17 protein-coding genes are annotated in these 20501 nt (G+C 39.7%); 8 read left to right on the top strand and 9 right to left on the bottom strand.

Annotation, left to right across the window (positions count from 1 at the left end; all coding sequences use genetic code 11):
* Positions 1-11: 11 nt before the first annotated feature.
* The 4 genes from ligA to cueR all read left to right on the top strand — a co-directional run bounded on the left by ligA (position 12) and on the right by cueR (position 4925).
* The gene (gene ligA / locus ACE3G9_RS10030) at positions 12-2027 is read left to right on the top strand and encodes an NAD-dependent DNA ligase LigA (protein WP_449219045.1); all 2016 of its coding nucleotides are present in this window, start codon (positions 12-14) and stop codon (positions 2025-2027) included.
* Between the two features lie 492 nt (positions 2028-2519).
* A complete protein-coding gene (locus tag ACE3G9_RS10025; RefSeq protein WP_417879248.1) occupies positions 2520-3578 on the top strand; it encodes a porin in 1059 nt (352 codons plus the stop codon).
* A gap of 76 nt (positions 3579-3654) precedes the next feature.
* On the top strand, positions 3655-4437 hold the full coding sequence (locus ACE3G9_RS10020; RefSeq protein ID WP_417879247.1) for a hypothetical protein: 783 nt from the start codon (positions 3655-3657) through the stop codon (positions 4435-4437).
* A gap of 92 nt (positions 4438-4529) precedes the next feature.
* Positions 4530-4925, top strand: a complete 396-nt coding sequence (gene cueR, locus ACE3G9_RS10015; protein WP_417879246.1) for a Cu(I)-responsive transcriptional regulator — start codon at positions 4530-4532, stop codon at positions 4923-4925.
* Positions 4926-4975: 50 nt separating this feature from the next.
* On the opposite strand, the gene ACE3G9_RS10010 is transcribed toward cueR, so the two are convergent.
* The 5 genes from ACE3G9_RS10010 to ACE3G9_RS09990 form a co-directional block, all read right to left on the bottom strand.
* Positions 4976-5830 carry a co-chaperone YbbN gene (locus ACE3G9_RS10010; protein ID WP_417879245.1) on the bottom strand — a complete coding sequence of 285 codons (855 nt, stop codon included), beginning with the start codon at positions 5828-5830 and terminating at the stop codon, positions 4976-4978.
* A 328-nt stretch (positions 5831-6158) separates the two neighbouring features.
* On the bottom strand, positions 6159-7076 hold the full coding sequence (locus ACE3G9_RS10005; RefSeq protein WP_417879244.1) for a TIGR01777 family oxidoreductase: 918 nt from the start codon (positions 7074-7076) through the stop codon (positions 6159-6161).
* A gap of 137 nt (positions 7077-7213) precedes the next feature.
* Complete coding sequence (locus ACE3G9_RS10000) at positions 7214-7489, bottom strand: SelT/SelW/SelH family protein (RefSeq protein ID WP_417879243.1); 276 nt, start codon at positions 7487-7489, stop codon at positions 7214-7216.
* An 88-nt stretch (positions 7490-7577) separates the two neighbouring features.
* Positions 7578-8084: a regulatory protein ToxS gene (locus ACE3G9_RS09995; RefSeq protein WP_417879242.1), complete on the bottom strand. Its 507-nt coding sequence runs from the start codon at positions 8082-8084 to the stop codon at positions 7578-7580.
* Positions 8085-8092: 8 nt separating this feature from the next.
* Positions 8093-8947 (bottom strand): winged helix-turn-helix domain-containing protein, encoded by an 855-nt coding sequence (locus ACE3G9_RS09990; RefSeq protein WP_449219044.1) that lies wholly within the window; start codon positions 8945-8947, stop codon positions 8093-8095.
* Positions 8948-9180: 233 nt separating this feature from the next.
* On the opposite strand from ACE3G9_RS09990, the gene htpG reads away from it, so the two are divergent.
* From htpG to hemH, 3 genes are all read left to right on the top strand, one after another.
* Positions 9181-11106 (top strand): molecular chaperone HtpG, encoded by a 1926-nt coding sequence (gene htpG / locus ACE3G9_RS09985; RefSeq protein WP_449219043.1) that lies wholly within the window; start codon positions 9181-9183, stop codon positions 11104-11106.
* A gap of 184 nt (positions 11107-11290) precedes the next feature.
* Complete coding sequence (adk, locus tag ACE3G9_RS09980; protein WP_449219042.1) at positions 11291-11935, top strand: adenylate kinase; 645 nt, start codon at positions 11291-11293, stop codon at positions 11933-11935.
* A 138-nt stretch (positions 11936-12073) separates the two neighbouring features.
* Positions 12074-13042, top strand: coding sequence for a ferrochelatase (gene hemH, locus ACE3G9_RS09975; protein ID WP_417879238.1), 969 nt, complete (start codon positions 12074-12076; stop codon positions 13040-13042).
* 111 nt (positions 13043-13153) lie between these two features.
* Here the strand turns inward: hemH and ACE3G9_RS09970 are convergent, their stop codons facing one another.
* Positions 13154-14653, bottom strand: a complete 1500-nt coding sequence (locus ACE3G9_RS09970; protein WP_417879237.1) for a peptide MFS transporter — start codon at positions 14651-14653, stop codon at positions 13154-13156.
* 372 nt (positions 14654-15025) lie between these two features.
* Here ACE3G9_RS09970 and rfaH point away from each other — a divergent pair, with 372 nt between their 5' ends.
* The gene (rfaH, locus tag ACE3G9_RS09965; protein WP_449219041.1) at positions 15026-15523 is read left to right on the top strand and encodes a transcription/translation regulatory transformer protein RfaH; all 498 of its coding nucleotides are present in this window, start codon (positions 15026-15028) and stop codon (positions 15521-15523) included.
* Between the two features lie 168 nt (positions 15524-15691).
* Here the strand turns inward: rfaH and asnB are convergent, their stop codons facing one another.
* The 3 genes from asnB to nagC all read right to left on the bottom strand — a co-directional run bounded on the left by asnB (position 15692) and on the right by nagC (position 20501).
* Complete coding sequence (asnB, locus tag ACE3G9_RS09960) at positions 15692-17356, bottom strand: asparagine synthase B (RefSeq protein WP_417879235.1); 1665 nt, start codon at positions 17354-17356, stop codon at positions 15692-15694.
* Positions 17357-17568: 212 nt separating this feature from the next.
* Positions 17569-19191: a cation:proton antiporter domain-containing protein gene (locus tag ACE3G9_RS09955; RefSeq protein WP_417879234.1), complete on the bottom strand. Its 1623-nt coding sequence runs from the start codon at positions 19189-19191 to the stop codon at positions 17569-17571.
* Between the two features lie 95 nt (positions 19192-19286).
* A complete protein-coding gene (gene nagC / locus ACE3G9_RS09950; protein ID WP_417879233.1) occupies positions 19287-20501 on the bottom strand; it encodes a DNA-binding transcriptional regulator NagC in 1215 nt (404 codons plus the stop codon).

Below are 20501 nucleotides of genomic sequence, written 5' to 3'. Positions count from 1 at the left end.
AGGTAAAGACTATGAATCGCGAAGTTGAGCGCAAAATAGAGCAATTAAGAGAGACACTTCATCACCATGGTGTCCGTTATTACGTCGAAGATAACCCTGAAATTACCGATGCAGAATATGACCGATTAATGCGAGAGTTAATCGAATTAGAACAAGAAAATCCAGAGCTAGCTTCTGATTCGTCTCCATCAATGCGAGTGGGCGGGAAACCGCTTGATGGCTTCATCCAAGTAAAACATGAAATACCTATGCTTTCATTAGACAACGCATTTGAAGAATCCGAGTTAGATAACTTCCATAAAAAGATCGCCACTCGTTTAAAAACCAAACAATGTGATACGTATTGCTGTGAGCCTAAATTGGATGGTCTGGCAGTGAGCTTGCTTTATGAAAACGGTATTTTAGTTCAAGCGGCGACTCGTGGTGATGGTGCTACCGGTGAAAACATCACCGCCAACGTAAAAACCATCAAATCGATTCCACTTAAACTACAAGGTGATAATTGGCCACAGCGTATTGAAGTACGCGGCGAAGTTTTCATGCTTTTGGATGGTTTTAATACCTTTAATGAAAAAGCGTTAAAAAATGGTACTAAGCCGTTTGCTAACCCGCGTAATGCAGCGGCCGGTAGTTTGCGCCAGCTCGATTCTAAAGTGACCGCAACCCGACCATTAAGCTTTTATGCTTATAGTGTTGGCATTGTTGAAAGAGGCATGTTACCGCAAAGCCATTATCAACGTTTTTTAACTCTAAAATCTTGGGGACTACCTATGTGTCCTGAGACAAAAGTGGTTGAAGGGCTGGAAAAGGTAAAAGCGTATTACCAAGATATTTTGCAGCGTCGTAGTGAGCTTGCTTATGAAATTGATGGAGTAGTGATTAAGGTAGATGACATTGCCTTACAAGAAGAATTAGGTTTTGTTGCCCGAGCACCTCGCTGGGCGATTGCTTATAAGTTTCCAGCTCAAGAAGAAATGACACGTTTAAATGATGTGGAGTTTCAAGTGGGGCGTACCGGGGCGGTGACTCCTGTTGCTAAACTAGAACCAGTTTATGTCGGTGGCGTGACGGTCAGTAATGCCACGCTACATAATGCCGATGAGATTGAACGTTTGGATGTGCATATTGGCGATACGGTGATTGTTCGCCGAGCTGGCGATGTGATCCCTAAAATTGTTGGTGTAGTGTCTGACCGACGCCCTGAAGATGCTGTTCGTGTTATCTATCCGACTCAATGTCCGGTGTGTCATTCGGAAGTTGAGCGAATTGAAGGTGAAGCGGTTACTCGTTGTACTGGCGGTTTGATCTGCCAAGCGCAACGAATAGAAGCATTGAAGCACTTTGTGTCACGTAAAGCGATGGATGTGGACGGACTCGGCGTCAAGGTGATTGAGCAACTAGTCGAAAAAGAAATGGTTCAAACACCTGCGGATTTATTCAAGTTATCTGCAGGCGTGATTACGGTTTTAGATAGACTTGGGCCTAAGTCGGCACAGAATATTGTCAACGCCTTAGAAGCTGCCAAGGAAACAACATTGCCACGTTTTCTTTATTCATTAGGGATCCGTGAAGTTGGTGAAGCGACAGCGCAAAATCTTGCATTACACTTCCACACTTTAGAGAAAGTGAGAGTTGCCACCAAAGATAATTTGATTGAAGTACCCGATGTGGGTCAAGTTGTGGCTGAGCATATCGTACACTTCTTTTCAGAAGAAAATAATCAAAAAGTGATTGATGACCTTATAAGTCAAGGAATTCACTGGCCTGAAGTTGAAGTCAGTTCCGATCCTGATTTATTACCTCTTAAAGATAAAACCATAGTAATCACAGGGTCTTTTGGCCAATTAAATCGTAATGATGCTAAAGCAGCACTACAGGCACTAGGGGCGAAAGTAGCGGGAAGTGTATCGAAGAAAACGGATATTCTATTTGCCGGAGAGGCAGCAGGATCTAAGCTAACTAAGGCTCAGGAGCTAGGCGTCGAGATCCAAACGGAAGAGCAGCTATTAGCAATATTGAATGATTAATCTTTATTTAAATCGTTAATTAAGTCACTATTTTTTCAAAGGCTCCTAATCAGGGGCCTTTTTTTGTATTTATTGCTTAATCAATGTTTTCTTATATTTGGCTTATTTATTTATGTTCGACAGAGGAGCTGGCCTCGTGAATACTTTGTGGTGTAGTTATATTTAGTTATCTTGTATATTCATATTTAAATTATTGATTTATAGAATTTATATTTTTATTGTTACTTTGTGATATTGATCACCAATGTTAGGGAACTTTGCACTCGCTCATGTTTTTCTGTTAAAAAATTAACTTATTGTTGATGTTTTGCGTAGCGAAGTTAGTCTTAAGCACGTGGACACACATTGTGTGCGAACATTAAAAACATAAAATTTTTGTTTAGTTAGTTTACTAAGCAAATTAATAGGAAGGATACCTTGTTGCTTTCGGCGGCCACTTAAAGCTTCAAGGTTAAATAAAAACAGCTATGTCCATTTTTTAGGAGCTTTTCCATGGAAAAAATTTTTAAACGTACTTTACTCGGCGCTATAGTTTCAGCTGCAGCATTTGCTAGTACAGCTAACGCGGCTGAAATTGGTATTAACTCCGATTTTACTGTTGAAGCATACGGCGTAGCCGCTATTTCTGTTGTGAATTACAACGTTACAGATAAGCGTAGTGATAGCACGGGATCTGTAATTGAAAATGAATCACGTATTGGTTTCCGAGCAGGTAAAGATATTGTTGATGGTTTAAATGTCTTTATGCAAATCGAATCAGGTTATGTTGATAATACTGATTGGGGCCAAGGTGGTAATCCAGGTGGTGTTCTTGGTTTCCGTGATACATTTGTTGGTCTACAAGGTGATAGCTGGGGTAAAGTTCGATTTGGTCGTATGTTGACACCAATGTATGAAATTGTTGACTGGCCTTTCTCTAATCCTGGCTTAGGTAGTGTATTTGATTGGGGCGGTGTTCAAGGGACTTATGATCGTCAATCTAACCAAATTCGATATGATTCATTGAATTATGGAGGCTTTACTTTTGCTGCCTCTGTAGGTCGAGATTCTGGAGACTTTGGGGGGGGACAAGCTACACGTGATTCTTATTTTGGTGGTCTGAACGCTAGATATACAATAAATAAATTAACATTATTAGGAGCGGTTGAAGCTGGTAATAACTTTAAAGGCGTAGAAGGCAATGATAACTTTGCTTACATCGCTGGTTTTGACCTAGCACTTCCGGCGGGTTTTGGTCTTTCTGCTGCGTTTAAGCATGAAGAAGTCAATGCTGCAAATAGTGCTGATGATCTATCTCAAGACTCTTACTCGATTATTGGCCAGTACTGGTACGACAATATTGGCTTTAAGTTAGGCTATGCTGCGAACCTAGATTCAGATAAAGGTGGTATTGAGCAAGATGATGACGCAAGCACTATTTCTGGTCAGTTAATGATGACTATTAATGGGTTTGTTCCTTATATTCGCGTTGCAGGTCGTAAAACGCACCAAGATGCTACAACGAATGATACAGATCTTGTGACACGTGTTGGGATTGAATACGGTTTTTAATCCTTTTTTATCGGTATAATACGTGAACCTGACGCTGGCTTAGGCCAGCGTTTCTTTTTATAGCGTAGGTGAATTTATGAAAAAGATATGTTTGGTGTTGTCCACGTTATTTTTAGCATCATGTGCAAACTTTGCAGATGATGGTGACTATTCCGATGCGATTCAATCAGTGAAAGAACGCTCGAATTTTACTGAAATTAAAGGAAAAGCTTTTACAACAAGTGATATATTAGTTAATAACAGTCAGATATTAAATAGTGCCGCGAATATTACCGCTATTTTTCCCAAGCATGGTGCAACCAATATCGAATCGTCATATGTAGCGATGAGTATGACATACTTTAAAACATATAATCTTTATGAAGAAGCTCGTTACCGTGGAAAAAGTGTACCACTCAAGGCTTATAAAGTTACTAGCGAAACTTGTAATGATAATTGTACAACAACGCAGTATGTGACATTTCCTATTGATATGGTGACTTTAGAGAAAGCTAAGGTAGAAGGTCTTGAATATCAAATAGCAACATCAAATGATTCTTCAGTCGTTGACTACAAAATACCAGCCGGTTATATCCAAGCTATTTTTAATGAAGGGGCAGAATACAGTAATTCGACTCTTCAAGTTGTAACACCTAAATCTGAAATCAGTAAACCACAAGAAATGGTTGAATACTGGTATCAAGAAGCTGAGCAAGCAGAAAAAGAAGCCTTCTCATCTTGGGCTTTTCAAAATCGAAAACAAGTTTCTTCAGACCTAAAAACAATGGGTAAGCCAAGTGAAATGTTGGCCTACTGGTATAAGAAGGCATCTGAAGAGCAAAGAAGTAAAATTCTCACTTGGTTACTGAAAGTTGAGTAATATTCTTACGTTAATTCATTAGCTCTACATTGTATACTTTGAATCGATTATGAACCTTTTGTTTATGATCGATTTTATTTTGGAGGGTAATCATGAACATTAGCCAAGTAGCAAAATTAACTGGGTTGTCGGCAAAGTCTATTCGTTTTTATGAATCTAAAAATGTGATTAACTTACCATTGCGGGCTGAAAATGGTTATCGATATTATACTGAGGAAATTGTTGAACAGCTTAAATTAGTCGCGCGTTCACGAATGGTTGGGTTTAGCTTAGATGAGTGTAGAAGCTTAGTTGAACTGGCGAATGATCCTATTCGTCATAGTTGTGATGTAAAAGAAACGGCTAAGCAAAAGCTGATTGAGGTAAGAGAAAAATTATCGCAATTGCAACAGATCGAGAAGCAGTTGACTCAGTGGATCGATGATTGCCCGGGAGATGATAATCCTGATTGCCCAATTATTGATAACTTGAAAGGCAACCAGAAATAATCTTGCTTTAGTCTAAAGTATAGTCTTTGATAATACGTGACATGCCACGCCTAGTATAGCAGTGAATAAAGTTGTCTACGGTATTTAGAAGCGAGTGCATTTCCTTGTCCTAGTGCAGATAAAATATCCATGCACACCTTTTTAACTTCTCCATCATGAGCATGGAGATCCTTCTTCAAAACCCCCATCAATAATTGCAGCGCTTCTTCATCTCGTGCAACCTGATGATATTGTAGTGCTAAATCACATAGGCATGTTAGATTCATCGGTTCTTCTGCAAATTGTGACTCTAGCGCTTGAATTTCGGGGCTGTCTGCCGCTTGTTCATGTAACTCTAATTTTGCCACCAAGCCTTTGTAATAATTATCTTGATATTCAAGTGGAATATTGGCTAATTGTGTTTTAGCAAGATCAAACTGTTGTGTCTCTAATAAACAGTCGGCAATCGCGAGCTTGATATCACCACGTGAAGTGTAGTTTTCCGGTAATGCTTGTAGTGAGGTTAAGGCCTCTTGATGTTGGTTATTTTCCATTGCTTCAATGGCCGTTTTAAGAGTCAAATCTTCCGGGCTTGGAAGGTGTTTCACCAACATAGTTGTGATGGTTTCAATATTTTGAGGCCCAGCCATGCCATCGACTGCTTGGCCATTAGAAAACAAAGCAATCGTTGGGAGAGATTGAACCCCAAATTGAGAGGCTAAATTGGGCTCTGTTTCACAGTTAAGAAAAGCGAGAGTAAATGCACCTTGATATTGATTGGCTAGTGTTTGTAATTCGTTGATAACAGTAGTGCTTTCAGCCACAGATGGTGCCCAAAACTGGATAAGAACCGGTTGTTGTTGCGAAAGTTCTATCGTTGAGCGGAAATTTTGTTCATTAAGTTCAATGATGAATTCTGGCTGCATTTCAATATCCTTGAAGTCACTTGGGGGGAGTAGGTTCGGGGACCTAAATCATTTATATAACAATGAGGTCACGAGCGTGATAATTCAAGGTAGTAAGATAATAAGATAAAGGTGAAAGCTGCTTGTTTGAGTTTTAAATTAATACTCGAAAAATTTTTCTGTCATTAGAACATCAAAAAAATAGTACATACAATGGCTATACACAGCCAGTTAAGCTGGTTGAGGGTCATTAAACTACTCCATGATACGCCTCTCTATTTTTGAATAATGACACATAAATATTAAGGTTTAATGACATACAATTATTGAAGGGATTAAATTTGTTAGATTAGTTTTCTCGAGCATGCAAAATTTGCTTTAGTGCGGACTCGAAGTGAGAGAAAGTGAATATAAAACCAAGTTCCGTTAGGTGTTTTGGTTTAGCTCGCACACTCTCAAAGAGTAATTGTGATGATTCACCCATGATGAATTTCATTACCCATTGAGGCGTTGTTATTATGGCTGGACGTTTTAATATTTTTGCTAAGCTATTACTAAATACGAGATTGGTAACAGGGTGAGGCGCACTTAGGTTGAAAATGCCATTGGCTTTATGATGATTGGTTAAGTATGCAATTGCGCGGGCTGCATCTTGCAAGTGTATCCATGGTATATATTGCTCACCATTCCCCATTTTACCGCCAACACCAAGCTTGAATGGTGGTAGCATAGCGGCCAAAGCGCCACCTTCAGTACCGAGTACTATGCCTGTTCTTAATAAGCATACTCGTGTTTTATCGCTTTGTGCCTGTAGTGCAATAGACTCCCATTGTTGACAAACTTTGAAAGGGAAACCACCTTTAGCAAGAGGAGTATTCTCATACACATGCTGCTGACTTTTATCACCATAGATACCGACTGCTGAGCCACTAATGAAACATTTTGGTGGCGAGTTACTTTTTTTGATGAGATCAACAAGTTGCTGTGTTGTATTCCAGCGGCTGTGACATATTTTTTGTTTTTGAGTAGATGACCAGCGCTTTGTAGCAATCGGCTCACCGGCAAGATTGATCACGATATCTATATGATTAAGATCTGAGAAGCTAGATAATTTATTGATATAGTCAATGTTTGAAAAGTCAGCATGTCGTAAGGCTGATTTGGCTTTTTTTTGTGAGCGTGTCAGTACAGTAATTTGATGGCCTGTGAGATGTTTAATTAACTCACAGCCGATAAACCCTGTTCCTCCAGTGATTAATATATGCATAACTTCTCCTTGTTTGTCACCATTATACCTAAGTGACTTCAAGATGCAGGATTTAGAGCTGTTAGTATAAATCCCATATTATGGCCGTTCGTGGTAATTGTAATAGTGTGAGTTTTCAAGCAGTAAATTTTAATCAACTATTTATTATCATTATGCCCTAGGGCTCTATCTGGAGCGATAATGTCACGAACTCGTTGTTTGAGAACTTTTGCTTCGGGAAATCCATGATCTGCTTTTCTTTCCCAAATAACTTGGTCATTGCAGACAATCTCAAATCGACCACCACTATCTGGATGTAGAGCAACACTTTCTATTTCTTCGCTAAAAGTATGAAGTAGTTCTTGGCTTAACCACGAAGCACGCAGCATCCAATTGCATTGGCGACAGTAAAAGATTTCAATTTTAGCTTTCATATAGAACTCCAATCTAATGTTGGATCAGAAAAGTTAGGTAAAAAAAAGGGCAACACTTAACTTGCCCTTGTGCTATTCGTAGGAAATTTTATTGAGAGAATAAAACGGTTGAGCCGTGCGCTAAGCTGGTGAGCAATAAAGTGCGTTTATTGACCACATCGATTTTTCGGCTTTGCTGAGCATTAATCTTAAATAGCGTTTTCAGTTTTTCGACTTGCTTTGGTGTGATTTGAGTGATCGGAGTAGTCGAAATATCTTTAAACTCGCTCTCATTAATTATTAAGTAATGGTCGCTAAGTTCCCAGCTACCAGATTCTGAAATGATGATTTCTACTGGCTGCTCGATATCTTTACTAGTAAAAACTAGCGTCGAGTTTTTGATATATGTCTGGTTTGGCAGATACTTAACAGTTGATGAAATACTTGCCTTATCTAAGTGCTGAACTTTTTGGTCCCAAAAGTTCATATAAGCAATCGTTTTGGATTGCCATTCTCTTGAGGTCAGCTCTTGTTTTAATTTGATATCACCCTGCCAATAGTTCCATGAACCTATTAGAGCTACAACAAGTGCGATAATCGATATTGTTTTTTTCATGGTCGCCTCTATTGACAAAGGGATTCAAAATTCGTTTGGTTAACAAACAATACGATGGTTTTATTTTGTTCGGTAGCGTTGAGTGGATAGATATAATTCAAAGCAATATGTTCACTTTCACCACCGGTTGCGATCACTCGAGAGAGAGGAGTCGGAACATGTTTTTGATAAGCCTTGGTACATCTTTCTATAATCGGTAACCATTGATCGATTTGTGGCTGGTTTGTCGGCACAAAAAGCGGAATATCACTTTCCATTTCAATTTTAGTCAACTCATTGCTATTAGGAATTTCACTCACCCACGCTAAAAGTGGTAATAGAACGATGAGAGCCCAAACTAAATAAAGCCAAGCTGGGAACGTTGTATCTGTTTTCGGTGATGTTACTTTCGCACTTGCAGTAGTACTTTGACTTGATTGAACCGTTTGTTTTACTTCTTCTTTATTATGAGTAGTCGTTGAGTCATCTTTCAAATTCAGAGCTTCAACTTTATCGGCTACTTCATGTGCTTGTGATTGGGTGGCAATATCGACCGAAGAAATCAATTGATAACCTCGTTTTGGTACCGTTTTCACAAATTGAGGAGATTTCGTTGAATCTTGTAGCATTTTTCTAAGCGTAGAAATTGCTTGAGTAAGGCTTGAATCGTCGACCTGAAATCCTTGGTCTCGCCATACATACTCGTGTAGTTGATCACGACTCACTACTTGATTTGAGTTTTCAATTAAGATTAAAAGTATGCGGCTTTCATTACTTCCTAAACGTACGATATTGTTGTCATCATTTAGATCACTTAGCGTGTTGCTATAAGGATCGAATATGAACTTTTGGGCAAGAATATATTTAGTGCCTATATTGGTCATTTAGGTGTTCTCAGTAGCAAAAATTGGTTGAAATCGATTTTTCGCATAGCTAAAAATTAGCGAAATTTAGATTTTGTGATATTTTTCACCTTCATGATAATGAAAAGTGATAAGAAAAACACGGTTTTGATGAATTTTCACCTTGAATTTATATTCGCCAGCCCAAATTTGTAGAGTAAGTTTTTAACAAACAGCTTTGTAATACCATCTGTACAAACAAGAGTGGAGTTCTAATGAGCGATACAATGACAACAAATAAAGAAACACGTGGATTTCAATCAGAAGTAAAACAACTACTGCATTTGATGATTCACTCTCTGTATTCTAATAAAGAAATCTTCTTGCGAGAGCTAATCTCTAATGCCTCTGATGCAGCTGATAAGTTACGTTTTCAAGCATTATCAAATGCAGATTTGTACCAAGGTGATGCCGATCTAGGCGTTAAACTCTCTTTCAATAGTGAAACCAATACGCTGACTATTTCTGATAATGGTATTGGTATGTCACGTGAAGATGTCATTGAACACCTAGGAACGATTGCGAAATCAGGTACGGCAGATTTCTTTTCTAAATTATCAGAAGACCAAAGTAAAGATTCACAACTCATTGGTCAATTTGGTGTTGGCTTCTATTCGGCTTTCATTGTGGCGGATGCGGTAACGGTTCGCACGCGCGCGGCAGGCCTACCTGCAGATAAAGCAGTGCAGTGGCATTCTGCGGGAGAAGGCGATTACACAATTGAAGACATCACCAAAGAAGCACGTGGTACTGATATTATTTTGCACATGCGTGAAGAAGGTAAAGAATTCTTAAATGAATATCGTCTGCGTGATGTGATTGGTAAGTACTCTGACCATATTGGTATTCCAGTATCCATTTGGACAGAAAAAGATGTTGAAACTGGCGAAGAAAATGAAGATGGCACTAAAGTCACTAAAAAAGAAGCGTCTTGGGAGCAAATCAACAAAGCTCAAGCATTATGGACGCGCGCGAAAAGCGAGATCAATGATGAAGAGTATATTGAGTTCTATAAGCATGTTTCGCATGACTTTGCCGATCCATTGACCTGGAGCCATAACAAGGTTGAAGGTAAGAACGATTATACTAGCTTGTTATATATCCCATCGAAAGCACCTTGGGATATGATGAATCGAGATCATCAAGCCGGCTTGAAACTGTATGTACAACGCGTCTTTATTATGGACGATGCTGAGCAGTTTATGCCTTCTTACTTACGTTTTGTAAAAGGCTTAATTGATTCTAACGATCTGCCATTAAATGTATCTCGTGAAATTTTGCAGGATAACAAGATCACTCAATCGTTAAGAAGTGCGTGCACTAAACGTGTTCTTGGCATGTTGGAAAAAATGGCCAACCGTGATGAAGAAAAATACCAAAGCTTTTGGAAAGAATTTGGTCTTGTTCTAAAAGAAGGCCCGGCAGAAGATTTCTCAAATAAAGAGAAAATTGCTGGTTTAATGCGCTTTGCCTCGACTCATGTTGATAATTCAGAGCAAACCATATCTTTAGCTTCTTATGTTGAGCGTATGAAAGAAGGTCAAGATAAAATTTATTATCTAACGGCTGATAGCTACGCTGCGGCAAAAAATAGCCCACACCTAGAGCAATTTAAAGCGAAAGGTCTGGAAGTGATTCTTATGTTTGACCGTATTGATGAATGGTTAATGAATTACTTAACTGAGTTCGATGGCAAACAATTCCAAGCAATCACTAAAGCGGGTTTAGATCTGTCTAAATTTGAAGATGAAGCCGAAAAAGAGCAGCAGAAAGAAAAGGAAGAAGAGTTTAAATCGGTTGTTGAGCGTACTAAAAATTATTTGGGTGACCGAGTAAAAGAAGTTCGCACGACCTTCAAGCTTGCGAGTACGCCTGCGGTTGTAGTGACTGATGATTATGAAATGGGTACACAGATGGCAAAACTGTTAGCGGCAGCTGGACAAGAAGTGCCTGAAGTGAAGTATATCTTCGAGCTAAACCCTAATCATGCGTTAGTGAAACGTATGGCAGATGAAGCAGATGAAGAAGCCTTTGGCCGTTGGGTTGAAGTGTTACTTGGCCAAGCTATGCTTGCAGAACGCGGCGCAATGGAAGATCCAAGTCACTTTGTTGGTGCAATCAACGCACTTCTTATTAAGTAAAAATGAAATGGGGCTGGAATTTGTGGTAAAATTCTGGCCCTAGTTTTGTAATAGGTCAGTATTTTTTGATACAACAGGGATATGCTGACTTCATCCTTATACCGAAACTTACCGCAGTGTCTCCATTGTTTTACATTCATTACAGTGAGCTTCGGTATAAAAATTTTAAATAAGAGGAATATACATGCGCATCATTCTTTTAGGTGCTCCGGGTGCTGGTAAAGGTACTCAAGCTCAATTCATCATGGACAAGTTTGGTATTCCACAAATTTCAACTGGTGACATGTTACGTGCTGCAATTAAAGCAGGCACTGAAATGGGCAAGCAAGCGAAAGCGGTTATTGATGCGGGTCAACTCGTTTCTGATGACATTATTCTTGGTCTTATCAAAGAGCGCATTGCACAAGCGGATTGTGAAAAAGGTTTCTTACTTGATGGTTTCCCACGCACTATCCCTCAAGCAGATGGCTTGAAAGAACTTGGTGTTGAAGTGGATTATGTGATCGAATTTGACGTTGCTGACAGCGTGATTGTTGATCGTATGGCAGGCCGTCGTGCTCACCTAGCATCAGGCCGTACTTACCACGTGACTTACAACCCACCTAAAGTGGAAGGTAAAGATGACGTAACAGGTGAAGATCTAGTAGTACGTGATGATGATAAAGAAGAGACAGTACGTGCTCGCCTAGGTGTTTACCATGAGCAAACGGCTCCTCTTATCGCTTACTACAATAAAGAAGCAGAAGCGGGTCACACTCAATATTTGAAATTTGATGGTACTAAGCAGGTTTCAGAAGTAAGTGCTGACATCGAAAAAGCATTATCTTAATTTTTAGTCTCACTGTAGTGTCTATTTTACGATTGATTTGATAGGCAAAATAGATAAGTGACTAAGTAAGATTTTTGTTATATTGAGCGACATTATTCGTAATGTCGCTTTTTTTATATCTTTTTGTAGAGGTCGAGGATGGGCAAATCAGTCGCAAGCCAAACAGGCATTTTATTAGTCAACCTTGGAACGCCAGAATCCCCATCTGCTAAAGGGGTTAAAGACTTTTTAAAACCTTTCTTGAGTGATAAACGCGTTGTGAGCATCCCGAAGTTACTTTGGTGGCCTTTACTTAATGGCGTGATTTTACCGTTGCGCTCACCCAAAGTAGCTAAGATTTACCAACAAGTTTGGATGGATGAAGGTTCACCTTTAATGGTGTATTCAAAGCGCCAAGCCGAAAAGCTTGCACAGAGGCTCACACTCCCGGTAGAGCTAGGGATGACTTATGGTAACCCTAGTATTGAAAGTGGCATTAATAAGCTGATTGAGCAGGGCTGCGATACGATTACCGTACTGCCTTTATATCCTCAGTATTCGAGTACCACCACCGCGGCGGTATCCGATGCGCTATCACGTAGTTTGAGTAAAATGATTGCCTTGCCGGGTTATCACTTAATTCGTGATTATCATCAGCACCCTTTATACATTAAAGCGCTGGCAAGTAAGATTCGCGATTACTGGCAGCAGCATGGGCAAGGTGACTATCTACTGTGTTCATATCATGGGATCCCACAGCGTCTTGCCAATCAAGGTGATGTTTATCCGAAGCACTGTGAAACAACCACAGAGTTGTTGCGTCTTGAGCTTGGCTTATCGCAACAGCAAATAGGCATGAGTTACCAATCCCGCTTTGGTAAAGAAGAGTGGCTACAACCTTATACCGATAAAACGCTCGAAAATTTAGCGGATAAGAAACTTGCCACCTTAGATGTTATTTCACCGGCCTTTGCTTGTGATTGCATCGAAACCTTGGAAGAAATTGCCATTGAATGTAAAGACATCTATCAAGGAGCTGGTGGGCAAGCCTACCGTTATATTGAATGTTTAAACGACTCGGATGAGCATATTGAAATGATGGCTGACTTGATTCGTTCTACGCAATAATGTATTGAATTTATCTGGCTATCTAACATAAAAATACCGCACAGTTCAGTTGAATTGTGCGGTATTTTTTACACGTTGAGGATTCAGTTAGTAACTATGGTCGGTAGTTAATTACTGAATACCTTGGTGTTTTTTATCAAGGCGGCGCATTAACGGTAGAACAGCTAATGCCATAAAAGTACAAACTACTGCAGCCATACCTAGTTTGTTGAATAGGGTCGTATAGATAGCCAATGTTTCTAATGGTTCAGTCATACCTTTTGGAATGCTAGCAAAGTTAGCCACAACACCACCTAAGTATTGAGAAATACCACAAGCAACATAATAAGCCCCCATCATAAAGCCCCCCATACGCTCAGGAGCATAACGAGCAATCATCGCAAGGCCCAGGCCACTTACTAATAATTCACCTAGAGAGTATGCACCGTAGCCGATAATCATCACCCAAGACGTTGTTTTACCGTTTACTGCAAAGTTACCTGCAAAGCCATAAACAAAGAAGCCAACTGCTACGACAGCAAAACCTAGAGCAAATTTCGCAGCAATAGAAAGGTCCTTATTTTTTGCGCCAGCTTTTGAATAAATCAAAGCAAGAATAGGACTGAGTAGCATGATCCAAATAGGGTTCAATGCCTGGAACTGTGCTGGAGACCAAGTTAATAGATGGCTACCAAAAACAGTGAAGTTCAGATCAACGTTACGTAGTGCAAATAGAGCCAATGACGTAGACATTTGTTGGTAGAAAATAAAGAAGAAAACCGTTTGTATGATCAGAACGAGTGCAGCAATAAGACCAGCACGCTCATGTTGCTCGCTGCTACGAATTAGATGAGTGAAAATACCTAAAACAACGATACCCGCAAGGTAAACAAATATACGAGCAAGAGTTTGATATTCTAAAATAACCGCAGAAATTGCAACAGCAACTATCGACCCCAATAGAACGAAAGTAAGTTTACGACCATCGACAGGTTTAGTATCTGGTTCAGAACCGTAAGCGCCTAAAGTATTACGCATTACGAAGAAGTTAGCCAAACCGACTAATAAGCCTACACAACACACCGCAAATGCTGCATGCCAACCGAATTCATTGTGATAATTGTCATTGACGTAGTCTTTCACCCAAGGCGTTAATAACATCGAAATCGTTGAACCAATGTTTACCGCCATGTAGTAGATAGTAAACGCACTGTCGATTTTAGAATCATCACCTTCGTATATTTTACGTACAAGGTTACCAGCGTTTGGTTTAAACATACCATTACCGACGACGATAACACCTAGTGCAAAAAAGAGTACCCAAGTATTTTCAGACGGCAGTGTCATTAAGGCATAACCAAGAGCCAGAATAAATGCCCCCATGATCATAGTACGTTTAGTACCTAAGATCTTATCGCCAATCCAGCCGCCGATTGCTGGTGAAACATAAATTAATGCGGCACAAGCACCCCATACTAAGTTTGCGCGTGAATCTTCAAACCCTAGGCGTTGAATCATGAAGTAAACGATTAGTGCTTGCATGCCGTAGTAACCAAATCGTTCCCATAATTCAATCATGGACACAGTCATAAATGATTTAGTCTTTGAAACAGTGACTTGTTGTGTTGTCATGTGAGTTTCCATTTGTGTGGTGGCTTTATAATGAAGGTTATATTTGCCATATAATGTTGTGCTGGTGACCGATAAATAAGATTTTTAAATTGTCATATCGATTTACATTTAGCATTAGTTTTAATTATGCTTTAGATCACAGAATCTAATGTTACATTATATATACAGCTCAAATTTCAAAATCACAATCCTAATTTGCCATCAAATTATCATTTATTTATTGTTTGATTACAAAATAACCTCCCAGGTTGCAAGATTGGCGGTAATGTAAAGTGTAAGTTAATGTTGTAATGTGTTGCGATTAGATTTCATCATTTATTACTAATAGGGATAACTGTTAGAATAGATAAAATTTTCTAGGGTATGGATTGTATGAAGTCTTGGTATTTATTGTATTGTAAGCGTGGTGAGCAAAAAAGGGCCAAAATGCATTTGGAAAACCAAGGCGTCGAGTGCTATTACCCTGAAATTGAAATAGAAAAAATCCTAAGAGGAAAAAGGAAACAAGTCATGGAGCCATTGTTTCCTTCTTATATATTTATCGCATTAGAAGATGAAGAGCACCTTAGCTTTACGACTATTCGTTCAACCAGAGGTGTGATGGATTTTGTTCGCTTTGGCGGTAAACCACATAAAGTATCAGGGGCTTTGATTCAACACTTACAGTGTCGGATTTATCAAGAAGAATTATTAGAAAAACAAATACCTAAAAAAGGTGAAACCATTCAAATAAAATCTGGCCAATTTTCTGGGCTTAAAGCTATTTATCAAGAGCCTGATGGTGAAAAACGATCAATTTTGCTTATAACACTGATAAATCAAGAGGTTGAAGTAAGGGTTGAAAATAGTGACGTGGAGTGGCGTAAATAATATCGGAATAATTTCAACAAATAGTTAGAGGTGATTTTTTAAGATTAGCTCTGTAATTGATAAAGCCTACCAACACTCATGTGCGGTAGGCTTTTATTATATACCCAGTGGCTTCAGGATGCAGAATTCAGATCTATCATTCAAACCTTTAGGCAAGAAAGATTGGGATTAATAAGCGTCGTTATGGACTGCTTTCACGGCGCGACCTGATGGATCGGCGTTGTTTTTAAATGATTCATCCCATTCGATCGCAGTGGCTGATGAACAGGCTACAGATGGTCCTCCCGGTACACATTCCGCTGCTGATTCTAGAGGGAATAATTCCGCAAAAATCTCACGGTATACATAACCTTCTTTAGTTGTCGGTGTGTTGTATGGGAATTTAAATGCTGCAGTCTTTAGTTGCTGATCAGTTACTTTCTCTTCTGCTTGTGCTTTTAAAGAATCAATCCAGTTATAACCAACGCCATCTGAGAATTGTTCTTTTTGACGCCATGCGATCGACTCTGGCAAGTAATGCTCAAAACATTCACGTAAAACGTGTTTTTCCATTTTTCCGTTACCGCACATCTTGTCTTCAGGGTTCAAGCGCATTGCAACATCGATAAACTCTTTGTCTAAGAATGGAACACGTCCTTCAACCCCCCAAGCCGCTAATGATTTGTTAGCACGGGCACAGTCAAACATGTTAAGAGCAAGTAGCTTACGTACCGTTTCTTCATGGAACTCTTTAGCATTTGGTGCTTTGTGGAAGTACAAGTAACCACCAAAGATTTCATCGGCGCCTTCACCAGAAAGAACCATTTTAATCCCCATCGCTTTAATTTTACGTGCGAGTAGGAACATTGGGGTAGAAGCGCGAATCGTAGTAACATCGTAAGTTTCAATGTGATAAATCACGTCACGAATGGCATCGATACCTTCTTGAACCGTGTAGGTCATTTCATGGTGAACAGTACCCAGCTTATCAGCTACTTCACGAGCGGCTTTTAAATCAGGTGCACCTTCTAGACCAATCGCAAAAGAGTGCAGTTGTGGCCACCAAGCTTGAGATTGACTGTCATCTTCGATACGCATGGCAGCAAAACGTTTGGCAACCGCAGAAGTAATAGAAGAGTCAAGGCCACCAGAAAGTAATACGCCGTATGGTACATCCGTCATTAGCTGACGTTTGACTGCATCTTCTAGTGCTTGAGTTAAGTCTTCTTTGCTCGTTAAGTTACCTTGTACGGCTGCATATTCCATCCAATCACGCTGGTAGTAGCGGACAGGTTCCGCATCATCAGAACCGTAGTAGCTGCCTGGAGGGAATTCACTGATGGTTTTACAAACAGGAACTAGTGCTTTCATCTCTGATGCTACGTAGTAGTTACCGTGTTCGTCGTAACCTTGATAAAGAGGGATAATACCGATGTGATCACGACCAACTAAGTATTTGTCTTTTTCTTCATCATATAAGATAAAAGCAAAGATACCGTTTAGTTCTTCTAATAAGTTTTCACCTAATTCTTGGTATAGCGCTAGGATAACTTCACAGTCAGAATCGGTTTGAAAGTTAAATTTGTCAGCATAGCGAGCACGAATTTCTTTATGGTTATAAATTTCACCATTGACCGCTAAGATGTGTTTTTTATCTTCGCTATACAGAGGTTGTGCGCCGCTGTTTAAACCTACGATAGATAGACGCTCGTGAGCTAGAATCGCTTTATCTGAAGCGTAGATACCTGACCAGTCTGGACCTCGGTGACGAAGCTTTTTAGACATTTCTAGCGCCAATGGGCGTAGTGGGGTGGGATCCGATTTAATATCTAAAATGCCAAATATTGAACACATATTCTCTTCCTTAAAATCCGTTTTAAACTTCTAGTCGTTTATTAGAGTTAATTTAATCTGTTGAATCCAATTTGCCATGACCAACAAAAAAATCAACCAATCATTATTAAATTAATTACATAAAAGTAATTTGTGTGAATAGAATTCACCAAAATCGATATATTTATAGATTCTATCCACTCTTGGTCGGTTTTTATCCGATTCGATGGATACTAAGTTAAATTATTACTTGTATCCCAATCGCCGGGTTGCATTGTCTTGAATTGTGGATTGAGTTTGTCGCATACATGGCGAGCAAAACCCGCACCAGCTTCGTTATAAATATTAAAGGCAGCATCTACGCCATTTTCCGTCATTTCAACCACCTGATCTGGATATTCGGCAATCGCCGCAATTTTCCCTTGGTAGTTACGAGCTTTTAACTGCTCGAGTGCTGATTGATTCCCTTGATGATGGGGCATAGCAAGTAATACTAACTTTACATTGGCAATATCAAGGATGCGCTCCCAGAAATCAGAATCGGTTGCATCGCCTTGGATGACATTCCTACCACTGGTTTTATGTGTTTGTACAACATCTGATCGAGTTTCTATGCCTAAGCTGATTTTTCCATAACGGGTACGAATTTCATCGTAAGCACCTGTACCTATGCGGCCCATGCCGAGAATAAGGACTTGGGCATGGCCAGGGTTAATACGTTTGTCTTTAAGGTGCAGTTTTTCATCCGCTTGATCTCTTAACCAGTGCGATGTGTAACGATAGATTTTGTGGCTCATACTATTGATTGGCGCAGCAATAATGAAAGATAAAGAGACAGCCATAGCAATCGCGATCATCATTTCGTCGGGTAACCAACCGAGTTTATAAGCAAGTCCTGAGACTATGAGTCCAAATTCGCTGTAGTTAAGTAGGGTAAGTGAAACGAGTAAAGATGTACGTACACGGAATTTAAATAGGTTTATGACGACGTAGTACAGCGCGCCCTTAATTGGCAATAAGCAAAGCAATAGCAGAGCAAGAATAAAGCCGTCTAAAGTAGGTGGAGCAGATAAACCAATGTTTAAGAAAAAACAAACTAAGAATAGTTCTTTAATGTTAAAGAGAGATTTAGATAACTCTGATGCTTTATAGTGACCTGCAAGCAGCATACCTAAAATTAATGCACCTAAATCTGCCTTCATTCCCACGAGATTGAAAAGCCCAGCCCCCATGACTAGCGCCATAAAAAAACCGTATAAGACAAGCATCTCGCCGTGACCACATTTGTCGAGGATTTTATAAAAAAGAGGACGAAGAAAGGGAAGAATAAACAGCGCGAGTGCATACCATTCAGGTAGTTTACCGGTTGAAATGGTAAGAAAAAGTACGGCAAAAATATCCTGCATGATCAAGATGCCAATTGATATGGTGGCAAAGGTGGAATTCATGCTGCCTTTTTCTTCTAAACTTTTAATCGCAAATACGGTACTGGAAAAGGATAATACAAAACCAAGTAGCAGTATTTGAGTGGTGTCTACATCGCTAAATAGGCTTATCCCGATAGTCTTTAGGCCTAGTAGAGTTAAAGTGAAAAAAGTTGTAGATAGTAAATTATGCAAGGTTGCACTGGCCCAAATCTCTTTCGCGAGTAAGGTTTTCACATCTAGCTTTAGTCCGATAGTGAATAGCAAAAGAGTGACACCTAAATCGGATAATGTCGATATGGTTTCGTTACTAGTAAAGCCTGCATACTGCAAGCCAAACCCTGCAATTAAAAAGCCGACTAATGGTGGAAGGCTGCATTTGAGCGCGATAAAGCCGGAAACAAAAGCGGCGATAATAAGCAAGAGATCCATATAATATTCCTTTCCCTAAAATAAAAAACGGGAATATCAATTGATATACCCGTCGGAATTATATACTTAAGCACTCAAAGAGTGTGTTATTTATCTCATTCGCCCAGTAATTTTTGTAGTAATACACCATTAAGCATTGCGCGCTTGATCATAGCAAATGCCCCAATGGTAGGCTGCTCATACAGTTTGGATTCCACAATCGGAAGGTTTTTGTGGAAAGCGGTTAGTGAATGGCTTTCAATATTTCGTTGAATGGCATGAAAGATAATATCTTTCGATTTGACCAGTTCACCTGCGATAATTATTTTTTGTGGATTAAATAAGTTAACCGTCATGGCGATGGCTTTACCTAGGTAGTGGCCAACACGGATAAGTGCTTGGCTAGCTAGGTCATCTCCTTGATTTGCATGTTCACAAATCACACTCATGGTAAGCTTATCGACACGAGATAAGCTTGAGGGGAAGCCTTGATCAAGTCGTGATTGTACATGAGCAATAATTGCAGGGTTGGCGGCAATGGTTTCTAAACAACCAAAATTACCACATTGGCAGCGATCGCCTAGTGGTTCAATTTGTACGTGACCGATTTCACCTACGTTGCGGTTAGAGCCTAAGAATACTTGACCGTTAACTATGATACCTGCACCAGTGCCTCGATAAACACTCACTAAGATGGAATCTTGGCAGTCACGACTTGCACCAAAATAATGTTCAGCCAGTGCTAATCCTCGAATATCGTTACCGACAAAGGTTTCAACTTCAAATGTATCGCTTAATAATTTACCTAAAGAAAGGTTATCGATCTCGGTATTTGGCATGTATTCAACTACCCCAGTCTCAGGGTTAACTAAGCCAGGAAGAGTGACACCAATAGCAATTAATTGCTCGATAGTATCTTTGTGTTGATTGATGAATGCTTTGGTATGTAGGACTAAACCATCAAATAAATCTTGTTGTTTATCATATTTAAAAGAGGCGTGATGATTGGCAAGTTCATGGCCGCTTAAGTCATAGATACTTAACTGGATGTAGTCTCGGCCTAAACGAATAGCGATGGAATGGAAAGGGGTCGTTTCTGTAGTTAAAGAAATAGCACGCCTACCCCCAGTGGAGGCTTGTTGTGCTACTTCTTTAATTAATCCTCGCTCAAGTAGTTGGCGAGTGATCTTAGTGACACTGGCGGGGGCTAGTTGGCTAACATCGGCAACTTGTATTCTCGAAATTGGACCTTGTTGGTCAATTAGGCGATATACTGCCGCGCTATTAAGTTGTTTGACTAAATCTACATTACCAATTTGTCCGCCATTCAT

Source organism: Vibrio sp. E150_018 (genome assembly GCF_053544035.1).
The sequence above is the reverse complement of the archived record's forward strand: the minus strand, read 5'-3'. Positions and strand labels throughout refer to the sequence as shown.